This is a genomic window from Bradyrhizobium sp. USDA 326 (genome assembly GCF_049739485.1).
Taxonomy (GTDB): domain Bacteria; phylum Pseudomonadota; class Alphaproteobacteria; order Rhizobiales; family Xanthobacteraceae; genus Bradyrhizobium.
On the sequence record NZ_JBMGQA010000001.1, the window covers coordinates 2,252,045 to 2,267,738 of the forward strand.

Consider the following 15,694-nt stretch of genomic DNA (forward strand, 5'->3'; position numbering starts at 1 on the left):
TCGCCCGACCAAATCTACTCCGCCGCAGCAGCGACCCGCTCGGGGAACGCCGCCGCCAGCGCAGCGCGATCCGGCTTCACCACGCCGCGCTCGGTGATGAGACCGGTGACGAGCCGTGCGGGCGTCACATCGAAAGCGTAATTCACGACCGGCGAGCCCTCCGGCACGATGCGCACCGTCTCGAGCCGGCCATCGGCCGTGCGACCGGTCATGTCGGTGACCTCCACGCCGCTGCGCTGCTCGATCGGGATGTCGCGAATGCCGTCATGGACGGCGAAGTCGATCGTCGGCGACGGCAGCGCGACGTAGAACGGCACGCCATTGTCATGCGCGGCGAGTGCCTTCAGATAGGTGCCGATCTTGTTGCAGACGTCGCCGTTGGCGGCGACGCGGTCGGTGCCGACGATGGCGAGATCGACCATGCCGTGCTGCATCAGGTGTCCGCCGGTATTGTCCGGGACCACCGTGTGCGGCACGCCGTGATGGCCGAGCTCCCACGCCGTGAGCGAGGCGCCCTGGTTGCGCGGCCGGGTCTCGTCGACCCAGACATGGATCTTGAGGCCGCGCTCATGCGCGAGATAGACCGGCGCCGTCGCCGTACCCCAATCGACGGTGGCGAGCCAGCCGGCGTTGCAATGAGTGAGGACATTGACCGTCTCGCCCGGCTTCTTCGCCGCGATCGCCTCGATCAGCTTCAGACCGTTGCCGGCGATGCCGCGGTTGATCTCGACGTCCTGCTCGACGATCTCGTCGGCGCGCGCATAGGCCGCTTCTGCCCTTTCAAGGGGGTCGATCGGCGCGAGCGTCGCGCGCATCTCGTCCAGGGCCCATTTCAGATTGATCGCGGTCGGCCGCGCCACGACGAGCGTGTCATAGGCACGCTTCAGGCCTGCATCCGAGGCATCCTCGCGCATTGCGAGCGCCATTCCATAAGCGGCAGTCGCGCCGATCAAAGGCGCGCCGCGCACCAGCATGTCGCGGATCGCGACGGCCGCGTCTTCGCAGGAGGTCAGGCGCGCGATGATGAACTCATGCGGCAGCCTGCGCTGGTCGATCGCGCCGACCGACCAGCCGTCACGCTCGCGCCAGATGCTGCGGAAATGCTTGCCGTCGACCTTCATGGCATTCTGCCTTTCGTTCTTCTTGCGTCTCACGCCCGCAGGATGCGGCCGGCCACAGCATCGAGCCTCTTCAGAAGCTCCGGATCGCGTGCCTCGGGCGCCGTGATCAGCGCAGTGTCGAGCGCACGGTCCGAACCAATCGGGCACGGCTCGTGCACGCGCGGAAAATCCTTTGCCAGCCGCGCCACCAGCGCCTTCGCCTTATCGGCGTTCGACGTCAGCACGCGGATGATGTCCTGGACGGTGACGGCGTCGTGATCGGGATGCCAGCAATCGAAATCCGTCACCATCGCGACGGTGGCGTAGCAGATCTCCGCCTCGCGCGCGAGCTTGGCCTCCGGCATGTTGGTCATGCCGATCACGGAATAACCAAGGGTCTTGTAGGTCATGCTCTCCGCATAAGTGGAGAATTGCGGCCCTTCCATGCAGACATAAGTGCCGCCGCGCGCGATCGCGATGCCCTCGGCCTCAGCCGCCGCCGCGAGATGGATGCGCAGCCGCGGCGAGACCGGATGCGCCATCGACACATGCGCGACGCAGCCGCGGCCGAAGAACGAGCTCTCCCGCTTGTAGGTGCGGTCGACGAACTGGTCGACGAGAACGAAGGTCCCGGGCGGCAGTTCCTCTTTGAAGGAGCCGCAGGCCGAGAGCGAGATCAGATCGGTGACGCCGGCGCGCTTCAGCACGTCGATATTGGCGCGATAGTTGATGTCGGAGGGAGACAGCCGGTGGCCCTTGTCATGCCGCGGCAGGAACACGATCGGCAGGCCGGCGATGGAGCCGCGCCGCAACGGCGCAGACGGCTCGCCCCAGGGACTTTTGATTACCTCTTCGCGCGCACCTTCGAGGGCCGGGCAGGTCATAGATGCCCGAGCCGCCGATGATACCCAATATCGCCTGCGTCATTCCTGCTCCACCATGTCCGCCACGTGTGACATGGTTAAGCTATGCCAGTTTTGCGGCGAATTTGGAACGGGGCTGGAGGGGCGATGCCGGTAGCGTGAGGAGCGGTGAGCGCTCGCCTCACGCTCAGTGTCGTCCCTTGCGCACGCAGGGACCCATAGCCACAGGCGGTCGTTTGGCGAAGACTAGCAGTTCCAGTACGGCGACCGTAAACGATCGATAGATACCGCGGTATGGGTCCCTGCGTTCGCAGGGAAGCCCTCTTGGAGGGCGCGGCGCCCCCGAGTTAAGCCGCGGTCGCCGGCTGCAGCTGGGTGGCGACCATGCGCTCCAGCGTCTCGACGGACTGGAAATTCTCCGGCGTGATCTCGGATTGCGGGATGGTGAAATCGAACTCGGCTTCGACGCCGAGCATCAGATTGACCATGTCCATCGACGTCAGGCCGACATCGACGAGCTTGGCCGAAGGCGTGACGTCTGCGTTGAGTGAATTCTGTTCGAGGATGCCCTTAACCAGCTTGATGATGCGGTCGCGCAATTCGGTATCGAAGGCCTGCATCGGCAAATTCCCATCTGTCTATCGGAGTCGGATCGGACTGCCGGCTACGATGGGCACGGCCTGCCTGTCCTGCAATGGGCGGCACCAATACTTCGCGTTTGTTAGTAAACGGTGACTCAGATTGTCCGGAATTCATGCTTGTTCCAGAGTCCTAACGCGATGCCGGGAAATCCAGTGATGCAAACAACCCGGCCTTAACTGTTCATTCGGAATCGGGCTTTGTTTACCCTCTATTTCATCGACGTATTTGAATTAAATCCGTAGCCTCGTCTCACAAGCAAAGATGGCCGGAGGATCACCGGCGGCATCGCGAATGATGCCGGCGATCTTGAACGGCAAAACGGAGGCGGACGAGCATGAACGTGCGTGAAGCGGTCCTTACTGTCGACGAAACGCAGACGAGCTTCCTCGAGCAGGGCCCCTCCCTGGTCGAGCGCGCCGCCCGGACCGCCGCCGCTGCAGCGGCCGACGCAGACGGGGTCGATCGCGAAGCGCGTTTCCCGCACAGGGCGTTCGAGGTCGCGCGTGAGCAGAAGCTGCTCGGCGTGATGATCCCGGTCGAGTTCGGTGGCTTCGGCGCCTCGATCTACGACGTCACCGACATCTGCTACACGCTCGGACGCGCCTGCGCTTCCACCGCGATGATCTACGCGATGCACCAGACCAAGGTCGCCTGCATCATCAGGCACGGCCATGGCATTCCCTGGATGGAGACCATGATGCGCCGGGTCGCCCGCGACCAGTGGCTGCTCGCCTCCTCCACCACCGAGGGCCAGAATGGCGGCAACATCCGCGCCAGCGCCGCCGCGGTCGACCACGCCGGCGACACCGTTTCGCTGGTGCGCGACGCCACCGTGATCTCCTACGGCGCCGAAGCCGACGGTCTCGTCACCATCGCCCGCCGCGCCACCGATGCCGCCGCCTCCGATCAGGTGCTGCTGGCGCTCGCCAAGGACGATTATTCGCTGAAGCAGACGCTCGGCTGGGAGACGCTCGGCATGCGCGGCACCTGCTCGACCGGATTCGAGCTGAAGGTCGACTGCCCTGCCGACCGCGTCTTCCCTGAAGCCTACGACAAGATCCACGCCCAGACCATGACACCGTTCGCGCATCTGTGCTGGTCGTCGGTCTGGGCCGGCATCGCCGCTGCGGCCGTGACCCGCGCGCAGGCCTTCATCCGCAAGGCGGCGCGCTCTTCCGGCGGCCAGATGCCTCCGGCCGCGGCGCATTTCACCGCCGCCAAGATGTCGCTGGCCAAGCTGCGCGCGCTGATCGCCGCCAACATCGACGCTTTCGCCCGCGCCGAGCATGACGAGCGTGCGCTCGCCTCGCTCGACTTCCAGTCCTCGATCACCCTGCTGAAGGTGCAGGCCTCCGAGCTTGCAGTCGAGACCGTGATGCATGCGATGCGCACTGCGGGTCTTTCCGGCTACCGCAACGACGGCGAGTTCACCATGGGGCGTCACCTCCGCGACGTGCTGTCGTCGCCGATCATGATCAACAATGACCGCATCCTGGCCAACGCCGCGACATCGACGCTGATGAGCGGGGTGCCGACAAGCCTTCGCGACTGACACGCCCCCTAGCGACTGAATCAACAAGAACAATTTTGACATAGCAGGACATCGACCATGAATATTGCCGTCCTCCCCGACTCGCCCGCTACCGCGCCGCAGATGATCGATCGGCTCGATCATCTCACCGACAAGCTGTTTCACCGCATGGGTGCCGACGGCGTCTATGCCCGCACCGCACTCTATGAGGGCATCGTCGAGAAGCTTGCCGCGCTGATCACTGGCCATCGCGAGACCGGCACCGAGGTGATGCGCTTCCCGCCGGTGATGAGCCGCGCCCAGCTGGAAAAATCCGGCTATCTCAAGAGCTTTCCGAACCTGCTCGGCTGCGTTTGCGGCCTGCATGGCACCGAGCGCGAGATCAATGCCGCGGTGAGCCGCTTCGATGCTGGCGGCGACTGGACGACCTCGCTATCCCCCGCCGATCTCGTGCTGTCACCGGCCGCCTGCTATCCGGTCTACCCGATCGCGGCGAGCCGTGGCCAAATGCCGAAGGGCGGCCTGCGCTTCGACGTCGCCGCGGATTGCTTCCGCCGCGAGCCGTCGAGACATCTCGACCGGCTGCAATCGTTCCGGATGCGCGAATATGTCTGCATCGGCAGCCCCGACGACGTCGCCGATTTCCGCGAGCGCTGGATGGTGCGCGCGCAGGCGATCGCCCGCGACCTCGGCCTCACCTTCCGTCTCGACTATGCCAGCGATCCTTTCTTCGGCCGGGTCGGCCAGATGAAGGCGGTGAGCCAGAAACAGCAGCAGCTCAAGTTCGAGCTCCTGATTCCGCTGCGTTCCGAAGAGCAGCCGACCGCCTGCATGAGCTTCAACTACCATCGCGAGCATTTCGGCACGACCTGGGGAATCCAGGACGCCGATGGCGAGCCGGCCCATACCGGATGCGTCGCCTTCGGCATGGACCGTCTGGCCGTCGCCATGTTCCACACCCACGGCACCGATCTCTCCGCCTGGCCCGCCAAGGTACAGGACGTCCTGGGCTTGCAGCCGCATGTTGCGGCCGGTGCCCACGGCGAAGGCTGGCGCTAAACGCAACTCACGAGGCCGACCATTTCTACGGGCAAGACGAGCGTGATCCACACCAAGGTTCGATGCCGCGAAATCACCGAGTCCGACGTCGAGAAGATCGCGGACTTGCTGACGCGCGGCTTCGTGGGGCGTTCACGCGAATACTGGATTCAGGGCCTGCGCCGGCAGGCCTTCCGACCGGTGCCGGAGGGTTATCCGCGCTTCGGCTACATGCTGGACGACGACGGCACGCCGGTCGGCGTGCTGCTCTTGATCTACACGGCACGCAAGGACGGCGAAGCGACGGCCATCCGGTGCAACCTGTCGAGCTGGTATGTCGACCCGGCCTACCGCAACTACGCCCCGCTGTTGACCAAGATCGCCCAGCGGCACAAGGACGTCACCTATTTCAACATCAGCCCGGCGCCATGGACCTGGCCGATCATCGAAACGCAGGGCTTTGGCGCCTATTGCCGCGGCATATTCTTCTCGATCCCTGTGCTGGCGCGCGCTCCGCGCTGGAGCGAGATCGAGGTGATCCCGCCACACGCCAAGGAGATCATGGGGCTTTCCGAAGCCGAGACCGAGCTCTTGACGCGGCATGCGCGCTACAATTGCCTCAGCCTCGTCTGCCGCACGCCGAAGGGAACGTTCCCCTTCATCCTGCAACCGGTGCGCATCCGCCGCGGCTTCATTGCACCGCCGGCAATGAAGCTGATCTATTGCCGGAACGCCACGGAATATGTCGAATGCGCAGGCCGCATCGGCCGGCTGCTGCTGCGGCTCGGCAAGATCTCGGTGGCCGTCGACGCCAACGGTCCGGTTCCCGGCCTCGTCGGTATCTACACCGAGCGGCGCGGCCGCAAATACTTCAAGGGCCCGCACCGGCCGCAGCTCGCCGACCTCACCGACACGGAACTCGTACTGTACGGGCCCTAGGGCAGCGCTCGGCCCTGCAGCCCGCATGAGCGCAACGACATGCGGGAACGGTCGCCCCCAAATCTGGCTCCGCGCATCCGGCTGCAGGCTATCGCCTTGTCAGCTGGCCATTTGCGCGCTCTCTCACCACCGCCGGTCACCCTCCGTAAACTACTGCGCTTAAGGGAATTTTCCGGCCTCTTCGCTACCCTCGGCCGCTGAAATAGGTTGCGTCAAGTCTATTGCCCGCCAAGGTCCCGCCGACCCCATGATGTCGACCCGCGACAACGAGCCTGATGCACGCCGCGAGCGGGGCCCGGACGCCCTGGTCGCGCTGAGCCAGCTTGCGCTCGACCACATGGAGCAGGGCGTCTGCGTCTACGATGCCGACAACCGAATCGTGCTGGTGAACCAGCGGTACCTCACGCTGTTCGACATGTCGGCCGACATCGTACGCATCGGCACGAGCTACCGCGAGGTGCTCGCGCACAGCGCGAGGCGCGGCAACTTTCCGCAAGGCGAGCTCGACGCGTTGTATTCGGCGCGGATCGCGCAGATCGCCGCGGGCAAGCCGTTCCGAACCGAGCAGCGGCTGGCGAGCGGCCTCGTCATGTCGCTCGAGCTGAAGCCGCTGCCCGGCGGCGGCTGGATGACGATATGCGACGATGTCAGCCGCCTCGCCCGGCTCGAAGCGGAATTGCACGTGCAGACCGAACGGAGCCAGCACGCGCTCGCCAACATGTCCCACGGCCTCATCATGTACGACGTCGACAGCCGCGTCGTCGTCTGCAACGAAAGGTTCCTGAAGCTCTACGACCTCGATCCCGAGATCGTGAAGCCGGGCGTTCCGCATTGCACGGTGATCGAGCACTGGATGTCGCGGGGCAACCTGCCGGGCATGTCGAGCGACGAATTTCACGAGAGCCGGCTGGAAGATGTGCGCCGCAGGAAGGCGAAAACCCTGCTGGTGATGCGTTACGACGGAAGGATGGTCCAGGCGGTCTCCCGTTTCCTGCCCGACGGCGGCTGGGTGACGGTGCACGAGGACGTCACGGAGCGGCTGCAATACGAGGAAGCGCTGAGGCAGCAGAACTTCATCCTCGATGCGGCGCTGGAGAACATGGCGCACGGGCTCGCCTTCTACGACAGCGACATGCGCCTTCGCGTCTGCAACACCACCTACCGCAAGATCTACCGGCTGTCGCCGGAGGAGACCAGGCCCGGCACGCATCTCGCCGAGCTGATAGAGCGTTCGATGGCGAAGGGCGCATTCGCCTCCGAATACAGTCCGCAACAGCTTCTCGAAGCTGCCAGCACGAGCATTGCGAACCGCGATTCATCGCCGATGCGCCGGCGCATGGCGAACGGCACCGTGGTCTCGGTGCGCTATTGCGCGCTGGCCGAAGGCGGCTTCGTCGCCACCTACGAGGACATTACCGAGCGCGAGCGCGCGATCGAGCAACTGAGCGAACAGTACCGCCGGTTCGACGCAGCCCTGAACAACATGAGCCAGGGCCTGTGCATGCTCGACGCCAGCCTGCGCGTGATCGTTTGCAACCGCCGCTACATCGAGATGTACGGATTGTCGCCGGAGATCGTGAAGCCAGGCGTCTCGATGCGGGAGATCATGGAGCAAAGCTGCGAGCTCGGCATTCATCCGAACATGACCGGCGCCAAGCTCTATGCCGACTACGTCGAGAGGCTGCGCGAGGGCGAGCACACGCTGCACCGCCATTTGAGCGACGGCCGCATCATCAAGCTCAATCACAAGCGGATGGAGCACGGCGGCTGGGTCGTCACCTACGAGGACGTCACCGAGCGTCACAAGGCCCAGGCCCGGGTGGCGCATATGGCGCAGCACGATTCGCTCACCGACCTGCCCAACCGCACGCTGTTCCGCGAGAAGATGGGCGAAGGACTGAACCAGGTCGCGATCGCCGGCGGCGCGATGGCCGTGCTGTGCTTCGACCTCGACAACTTCAAGACCGTCAACGATCGTCTCGGCCATGCCGCAGGCGACCGCCTGCTGCGCTGGGTCGCAGCACGCCTGAAGGAGAATGTCGGAGAGCACGATACCGTCGCCCGCCTCGGCGGCGACGAGTTCGCCATCCTCCAGCGCGGACCGCAGCCGCAATCGGCCGAGGAGCTTGCCCGCCGCCTTGTCGACATCATCGGTCATCCGCCGCCGCTGGAGAGCCAGTCGCTCCATGTCGGCGTCTCCGTCGGCATCGCGATCGCACCCGACCATGGGCTCGATGCCGACGAGCTGATGAAATGCGCCGACCTCGCGCTGTACCAGGCCAAGGCCAACGGGCGCGGCGCCTATCAACTGTTCGAGCCCGAGATGGAGGAAGAGGCACGCAGCCGACACGCGCTGGAGCAGGATCTGGGCGGCGCGCTCGAAGGACGTGAATTCCACCTGGTGTTTCAGCCGCAGATGCGGCTCGACTCCTCCGAGCTCACCGGCTTCGAGGCACTGCTGCGCTGGAAACACCCCTCGCGTGGCTTCGTCTCTCCAGCCGAGTTCATTCCGATTGCGGAGGAAAACGGGCTGATCGTACCGATCGGCGAATGGGTGCTGCGCACGGCCTGCGCGGCCGCTGCGTCCTGGCCCGATATCACTGTCGCGGTGAACCTGTCCCCGGTGCAGTTCCGCTCGCGCGGGCTGGTGGCGATGGTCACGAGCGCACTTGCGGAAGCCGGCCTCTCCCCGCAGCGGCTCGAGCTCGAGGTCACGGAGACGGCGCTGCTCGATGAGAGCGAGGCGACGATCGAGATCCTGCACCAGCTCCGCACGTTAGGGGTGCGCGTCAGCCTCGACGATTTTGGCGTTGGCTATTCCTCGCTGAGCTATTTGCGCAAGTTTCCCTTCGACCGCATCAAGATCGATCGCTCCTTCGTCGGCACGCTCGGCGAAAGCCCGGAAAGCGTTGCCATCGTCCGAACGATCGCAAGCCTCGGCTCCGTGCTCGGCGTCGAGACGACCGCGGAGGGGGTGGAGACCGAGGAGCAACTCGATTTCGTCCGCGAATGCGGCTGCACTGCTGTGCAAGGCTATTATTTCGGCAAGCCCTGTCTCGCATCGGAGGTCGGCCGCACCATCGAGACGCTGAACATGGTCCGGCGCGTGGCTTAACGGCTTCGCCTCCTCAAATTCCGTCTCTCGGCACGCGGCCGAACGACGAATTGTCGCATGTGCCGGCTCCGCCGGCATTGACCGACCGACCGCCGTGCGCGGTCCGCGCAATGCGCTTTTCTTCTCCCTCGATTTCAGGAACAATCGCCTCACAAGAACAAGAGGCGGCGGCCCAATCGGGCCGCTGCGAGGGAGGCGTTTCGATGTCAGGATACGGGCTGAAGACGATCGCATTTGCCGCGGTGCACGCTGTCATGGGCGCATTGCTCTCTACTGCTGCGAATGCGCAGGACTATCCCAGCAAGCCGATCACCTTGATCGTGCCATGGCCGGCCGGCGGATCGACCGATATCTCGATGCGCGCGATCGCCGACAGCGCCTCGAAGATCCTGGGTCAGCCGATCGTGGTCGACAACAAGGCCGGCGGCGGCGGCACGGTGGGACCTGCGACCATGGCCGCGGCAGCGAAGCCTGATGGCTACACCATCTCGCAGATCCCGATCACCGTCTTCCGCCTGCCGCTGATGCAGGAGGTATCATGGGATCCGGCGAAGGACTTCAGCTATATCGTCCATCTCACCGGCTACACCTTTGGTGTGACGACCAGTGCGGAGTCGCAGTTCAAGAGCTGGAAGGACGTGGTGGAGTTCGCCAAGGCAAACCCGGGCAAAGTGACCTACGCCACGCCGGGCGCCGGCACTTCGCTGCATATCGGCATGGAGCAGATCGCGGGGATGTCCGGCATCAAGCTGACGCAAGTCCCTTTCAAGGGCGGCGCGGAGACCAACGCAGCCGTGCTGGGACAGCACACGATGCTGCAGGCCGACTCAACGGGATGGCGACCGCTGGTCGACGCCGGCAAGCTGCGGCTCTTGATGGTGTGGACCGGCGCACGCTCGCCAAACTACCCGGATGTGCCGACGCTGAAGGAGCTCGGCTATCCCATGGTCTATGATTCCCCGTTCGGCATCGCTGGTCCGAAGGGCATGGATCCCAAGATCGTCGCCAAGCTGCACGATGCCTTCAAGAAGGCGATCGAAGACCCGGCAGTGGTGGCGACGCTCGCCAAATACGACATGGTTCCGAACTACAAGAACACGGAGGACTACAAGAAGTTCGTCGTCGAGGTCACGGCGTCCGAGCGCAAGGTGATCGAGACGCTCGGGCTTGCGAAGAAATAGCTGGCCTCGCCACAAAATGCTGTCGTCATCCTGAGGTGCGAGCCGCACTTGCGGCTCGCCTCGAAGGATGGATCGGGGCACCGTCGCCCTTCGAGGGCTACCCTGCGCTCCGCCACCTCAGCGACAACGGCTTCGCCGTTGCGCAGAGGAAGACGGTGATCTCAAGGCGTTTCACATGAACAACGACACCCACGTCAAACTCCGCCTCAACAACTCCGAGCTCTGGGGCGGTCTGATCGGGCTCGCGCTTGGCGGCTTCGTGATCTGGTCGGGCTTGAAGCTCAGGCTCGGCACCATCAACGATCCCGGCTCGGGCTACGTTCTGTTCTATACAGGCATCCTGATGTGCGTGTTCGCAGGCGCCATCATCGTCTCGGCGATCACCGAGGGCGGGCCGACGCTGGCCTCGCGCTGGGAGAACGTGCGATGGAGCAAGCCGCTTCTCCTCATCGCCTGCCTCACGGCATTCGCCTTTGCGCTGGAGCCGCTGGGCTTCCTGCTATCGTCGATCCCGCTGATGCTGCTTCTCTTACGGCTGATCGATCCGGTGCGATGGACCCTTGCGATTCCGATCGCGGTGCTGGTGCCCTCAGGCATGTGGTGGGTGCTCAAGCGCCTGCTCTTGATCCAACTGCCCTCAGGCCTGTTCGGGATCGGTTGACCGCATGGATACGCTTGTCAACGTCGCGCATGGATTCGGCGTCGCGCTGCTGCCGATCAACCTGCTCTACTGCTTCATCGGCGTCTTCATTGGCACGCTGGTCGGCGTGCTGCCGGGCATCGGGCCGATCTCGGCGATGTCGCTGCTGCTGCCCGTGACACTGTCGGGGACGCCGGAATCCGGCATCATCATGATGGCCGGCATCTACTACGGCTCGATGTATGGCGGCTCGACCACCTCGATCCTGGTCAACATCCCCGGCGAAGCAGCCTCCGTCGTCACCTGCATCGACGGCCACCAGATGGCGAAACAGGGCCGTGCGGGCCCCGCGCTCGGCATCTCCGCCTTCGGCTCTTTCGCCGCCGGCACGTTTGCGCTGGTCGCCCTGATGCTGGTGGCGCCGAAGCTCGCCAGCGTCGCGATCGCGTTCGGCCCGGCCGAGTATTTCAGCCTGATGGTGCTCGGCCTCGTCGTCCTCACCTTCCTCACCCAGGGATCGATGCCGAAGGCACTGCTGATGGCGTGCATCGGCGTCGTGCTCGGGCTGGTCGGGCTCGACAGCATCACCGCGCAGCCGCGGCTGACCTTCGGCCGTATGGAGCTGATCGACGGCATCGGCCTCGTGCCCGTCGTGATGGGCCTGTTCGGCGTTGCCGAGGTGCTGCTCAACACCGAGCAGGCGATCAAGCGCGACATCATCAACACCAAGATCACGCATCTCCTGCCCAGCAAAGAGGACTGGAAGGCGAGCGCAGGTCCGGTTGGCCGCGGCACGATCCTGGGCTTTTTCCTCGGCATCCTGCCGGGCGGCGGCGCGGTGGTGGCGTCATTCGCCTCCTACGCGCTGGAGAAGCGGCTATCGAAGACGCCCGAGCGTTTCGGCCATGGCGCGATCGAAGGCGTCGCGGGACCCGAGTCGGCCAACAACGCCGCGGCGGGCGGCGCCTTCATTCCGCTGATGACGCTCGGCATCCCGCCGAACGTGGTGATGGCGCTGCTGCTGGGGGCATTCGTCATTCACGGGCTGCAGCCGGGACCGCTGCTGATCACGCAGAACCCTGGCCTGTTCTGGGGCATCGTCGCCAGCATGTATATCGGCAACGTCATGCTGCTGATCCTGAACCTGCCGATGATCGGCATGTGGGTGCAGCTGCTCAAGCTGCCCTACAACATCCTGTTTCCCCTGATCATCCTGTTCACGATCCTCGGCGTCTACTGCTCGAGCAACAACGTGTTCGACGTCTACGTGATGATCGCGTTCGGGATCATCGGCTATTTCATGCGCAAGTTCGGCTATGAGCCGGCGCCACTGGTGCTCGCCTTCGTGCTGGGGCCGATGATGGAGAACAATCTGCGCAAGTCGCTGATCCTGTCGCAGGGCGATCTCTGGACCTTCGTGCAGCGGCCGATCTCGGGGGTGTGCCTGACGCTGGCGCTCGTGCTGCTGATCGCACCGCTGCTGCCGTCGCTGCGCAAGAAGCGCGAGCTGGTGGCATTGGATGAGGGGGCATGAAGGTTCTGCAGGATGGATTAGCCGAAGGCGCAATCCACCGCTTCTCTCTCTACGAGGATAGTAAAGTGGTGGGTTACGCCTTCGGCCAACCCAACCTACGCTTCATCAGCTTGCCGCCGGCAAGACACTGTCGGCCACGCCCCACGGCCGGTCGGCTGAGGCGAGCCCAATCAGGCGGCCCTGGATGTAGTCGCAGCCCCACTCGCGCAGCATGCTCGCGGCTTCCTCGTCCTGCACCCATTCGGCCACGGTCTTGATGTCGAGACGGCGGGCGAGATCGATCAGGGTCTGCACGAAGGCGCGGTCGTCGGCGGAACGGGTGATGTTCTGCACGAAGGCGCCGTCGATCTTGACGATGTCCACACCGAGCTTGCGCAAATTGCGGAACGAGGTGTAGCCGGCGCCGAAATCGTCGATGGCGATCCGGCTGCCGAAATGCTTGAGGCGGCTGACGAAGGCGCGAACCTCGTCGATATCCTGGATCGCGACCGTCTCGGTGATCTCGACGATCAGCCGCTCGGCAACGCCGGGATGGGCCAGCATCAGCGATTCGATCCCCGCCCACCAGTCCGGATCCATCGTCGTATCAGGCGAGATGTTGAGGCTGAGGCAGATGCCGGGCGCAGCGGCGAGCTCGGCGACCACGAGCTCGAGCACGCGGTGGTCGACCAGGCGGATCAGGCCGAGGCGCTCGGCGACCGGCACGATGTCGGGCGCGAGCAGCACCTGGCCGTCGCCCTGGTCCATCCGCACCAGGCATTCATGGAACGCGCGTTCGCGCGAGCTGGCCGAGACCACCGGCTCATAGGCGAGCTTGATACGGCGCTCGTTCAGCGCGGTGACGATCTCGTCGGTGACGCGGATGTTGACCCGTCGCTGCGCGTCGCGCGCGGCATCCGGACGCCACGCGGCGAACGAGCCGGAGCGGCGGCGCTTGGCGGCGTCCAGCGTTTCATGGGCGCGGTTGACCGCCTCATCGGTGTTGCGGGCATAGCGCGGCAGGCTGACCGCGCCGATAGAGGCGGTGACCGAAACCGGGCCGGATTTCGTCGGCACCACCTCGTCGCGGATGCCGGTGAGAAAGCGCTCTGCGGCGACGTTCATGTCGTCGACGGTACAGTTCTTCAGGATCAGGCCGAACTTGTTGCCGGAGAAGCGCCCGAGCACGTCGCCGCCGCGCAGGCGGGTGCGGATGCGCTTGGCGACATCGAGGATCACGGCGTCGGCAACGTCGAAGCCGAAGGCCTCGTTGACGCGGGCGAGATGGTCGATGCCGACCAGCATGAAGGCCGCGGTCGAGCGGAAGCGGCTCGTCTCCTCGATCGCCTCGGCCAGCGCCGCCAGCAGATGGGAGCGGTTGAGCTCGCCGGTCAGTGGATCGAGCCGGGCCAGCTTGGCCAATTCCTCGTCGCGGGCGTGGCGCTCGTTGTTGATGCGGACGGAGCCGATCGCGCGTGTGGGGCGGCCATCGGGGCCCGCGAACCAGCGACCGGTCTCCTCGACCCAGATCACGGGATCGGAGGCGCTCATGCGCACGCCGTACTCGACCCGGTAGGGGGTACCGTCGGCGCCGTGCACCGCGGAGGTTTGCGCCAGGGCTGCGGTCCGCAGCGTTTGCGCGGGCTCGATCAGCTTGGCGAATTCGGCGCCGGTCGCGAGCCGCTCGGCCGGGATACCGGGAAAGATGCCGGCGACCTGCTCACCCCAGACGATGGCATCGCTGGCGATGTCCCAGGCGAACACGGCTTGGCCGAGCGCAGCCAGGATGTCGGAGGCTTGCGGCAGTGTGGGGGTCAAGATCGCCTCGTTCTGGGACAGTGGAGAAGTCCTGATCCGGCACAGGATAGAGCCAGATTCGTCTCCGACCCTAGGCAAAGTTGATAAACAATTTGGAAACCACGTTTCCCGGGCGTGGGGAACCAAACCGGCTCGGTCGGCATAGGCCTTGCGAGTACAGGACTCGCACCGGCGCCTGCGTCCCGAAACGCGACAATCTCGCCGGATCAACGGTGATTGCGATGTTGAGTACCGATCGATCGGACGCAGCGGACAACGGCATGGGCACGGCCCTGGTGCCGCTGATGCCGACGTTGCAGTGGGTTCACAAGGCGCCGCTGCCGCGCCCCGATCCGAGCTTCGTCACCCAGCTCATCGCCAATGCCGAACATCCGTCCCAGACCAGCCGGCTCCGCCGCGTCTCTTCCGAAGATGCGCGGACGGCCTATGGCAGCAAGCGGCCCTTGGGAAGCGTCAGCGCCCGGACGCGACAGGTGGCGTAGCCCAGCTTAAAGGACAATTGGTTGCTTCACGAGCGCTACGCCGCTCCCCGCCTGCGGAAGAGGTCGACGCGCTCGGTCAGCGTGGCGGCGCGTCAGGGGACGACGGCGTGCCGTTGCCCGGCTGAAGATGGGGCGAGGAAATTTCCGGGGAGGATGAGCCCTGCACCGGTTTTGGCGCAGGATGATCCATCAGTACGGATTCGGCGACGGATTGCGCTGAGGGTGCGGGCGGCGCCACCGGCGCCGGCTGCGGCGCAATCACAGGCTCGAACCTGGAGGCGGCCTCCGCATCATCCGCCGGCACTTCACCCCGGCGCTTGGCCTTGCGTGGCGCCGGCACCGTCGTCTCGGCGACATAGGTGACGCGGCGACGCGTGCGCTGGGCAATGCCGGCAAGGAAGTCGGCCATCGCCAGCAGCACCAGCAGAAAATAGGTAGAGTTGCCGAATTTGGGCCACATCACGAATTCGGCTGCGGCCGCCCCGAAGACGATCAGCGACAGCAAATGATCCATCAGGAATTTCGAGCCCGGCCGCGCGCCCTTGACCACTTCGAGCAGCAGCAGCACCACACCGAGTGCGAGCAGCAAATCGGCGAGCGTGACCGGCCAGCTCTCGCCCGTGATCATCGGCACATTAAACAGCACGTCCGAGAAGGACACGCTGGGCATCAGGAAGGCGATGATGTTGTAGACCGCGAGCGGAATCAGAAGCAGCGGGAAACCGACCATCGGCGAGATGCCTTCTCGATCAAGATATCCGGACAGAGCAATGCAGCGGCGAAGCATTTGCCCCGCCGCCGTCACCGTCTAGCTCATGGGTTGGCCGAAATC

The 15,694-nt window shown here is 64.9% G+C and carries 12 protein-coding genes and 1 pseudogene; 8 read left to right on the forward strand and 5 right to left on the reverse strand.

Annotated features, from left to right (window positions below):
* Positions 1–14: 14 nt before the first annotated feature.
* The 3 genes and pseudogenes from mtnA to ABIG06_RS10755 form a co-directional block, all read right to left on the reverse strand.
* Positions 15–1,121 carry an S-methyl-5-thioribose-1-phosphate isomerase gene (gene mtnA / locus ABIG06_RS10745; protein ID WP_124160261.1) on the reverse strand — a complete coding sequence of 369 codons (1,107 nt, stop codon included), beginning with the start codon at positions 1,119–1,121 and terminating at the stop codon, positions 15–17.
* A 29-nt stretch (positions 1,122–1,150) separates the two neighbouring features.
* Positions 1,151–2,027: pseudogene (locus ABIG06_RS10750) on the reverse strand (S-methyl-5'-thioadenosine phosphorylase).
* A 283-nt stretch (positions 2,028–2,310) separates the two neighbouring features.
* Complete coding sequence (locus ABIG06_RS10755) at positions 2,311–2,583, reverse strand: phosphopantetheine-binding protein (protein ID WP_124160259.1); 273 nt, start codon at positions 2,581–2,583, stop codon at positions 2,311–2,313.
* A 356-nt stretch (positions 2,584–2,939) separates the two neighbouring features.
* Between ABIG06_RS10755 and ABIG06_RS10760 the strand changes: the two genes are divergently transcribed.
* From ABIG06_RS10760 to ABIG06_RS10790, 7 genes are all read left to right on the forward strand, one after another.
* A complete protein-coding gene (locus ABIG06_RS10760) occupies positions 2,940–4,157 on the forward strand; it encodes an acyl-CoA dehydrogenase family protein (protein WP_370136310.1) in 1,218 nt (405 codons plus the stop codon).
* Between the two features lie 57 nt (positions 4,158–4,214).
* The gene (locus tag ABIG06_RS10765) at positions 4,215–5,195 is read left to right on the forward strand and encodes an amino acid--[acyl-carrier-protein] ligase (RefSeq protein ID WP_124160257.1); all 981 of its coding nucleotides are present in this window, start codon (positions 4,215–4,217) and stop codon (positions 5,193–5,195) included.
* Between the two features lie 42 nt (positions 5,196–5,237).
* Positions 5,238–6,113: an acyl-CoA acyltransferase gene (locus ABIG06_RS10770; RefSeq protein WP_370136311.1), complete on the forward strand. Its 876-nt coding sequence runs from the start codon at positions 5,238–5,240 to the stop codon at positions 6,111–6,113.
* Positions 6,114–6,360: 247 nt separating this feature from the next.
* Positions 6,361–9,228 (forward strand): PAS-domain containing protein, encoded by a 2,868-nt coding sequence (locus ABIG06_RS10775; RefSeq protein ID WP_424578274.1) that lies wholly within the window; start codon positions 6,361–6,363, stop codon positions 9,226–9,228.
* 203 nt (positions 9,229–9,431) lie between these two features.
* Positions 9,432–10,409 carry a tripartite tricarboxylate transporter substrate binding protein gene (locus ABIG06_RS10780; protein WP_124160254.1) on the forward strand — a complete coding sequence of 326 codons (978 nt, stop codon included), beginning with the start codon at positions 9,432–9,434 and terminating at the stop codon, positions 10,407–10,409.
* Positions 10,410–10,584: 175 nt separating this feature from the next.
* Positions 10,585–11,070, forward strand: coding sequence for a tripartite tricarboxylate transporter TctB family protein (locus ABIG06_RS10785; protein WP_370136315.1), 486 nt, complete (start codon positions 10,585–10,587; stop codon positions 11,068–11,070).
* A gap of 4 nt (positions 11,071–11,074) precedes the next feature.
* The gene (locus ABIG06_RS10790) at positions 11,075–12,583 is read left to right on the forward strand and encodes a tripartite tricarboxylate transporter permease (protein ID WP_124160252.1); all 1,509 of its coding nucleotides are present in this window, start codon (positions 11,075–11,077) and stop codon (positions 12,581–12,583) included.
* Between the two features lie 105 nt (positions 12,584–12,688).
* Here the strand turns inward: ABIG06_RS10790 and ABIG06_RS10795 are convergent, their stop codons facing one another.
* Positions 12,689–14,380, reverse strand: coding sequence for an EAL domain-containing protein (locus tag ABIG06_RS10795; protein ID WP_370136318.1), 1,692 nt, complete (start codon positions 14,378–14,380; stop codon positions 12,689–12,691).
* Between the two features lie 221 nt (positions 14,381–14,601).
* Here ABIG06_RS10795 and ABIG06_RS10800 point away from each other — a divergent pair, with 221 nt between their 5' ends.
* On the forward strand, positions 14,602–14,862 hold the full coding sequence (locus ABIG06_RS10800; RefSeq protein ID WP_199751477.1) for a hypothetical protein: 261 nt from the start codon (positions 14,602–14,604) through the stop codon (positions 14,860–14,862).
* Positions 14,863–14,938: 76 nt separating this feature from the next.
* Here ABIG06_RS10800 and ABIG06_RS10805 read toward each other — a convergent pair whose 3' ends face one another.
* A complete protein-coding gene (locus ABIG06_RS10805; RefSeq protein WP_370136320.1) occupies positions 14,939–15,592 on the reverse strand; it encodes a hypothetical protein in 654 nt (217 codons plus the stop codon).
* Positions 15,593–15,694 lie beyond the last annotated feature (102 nt).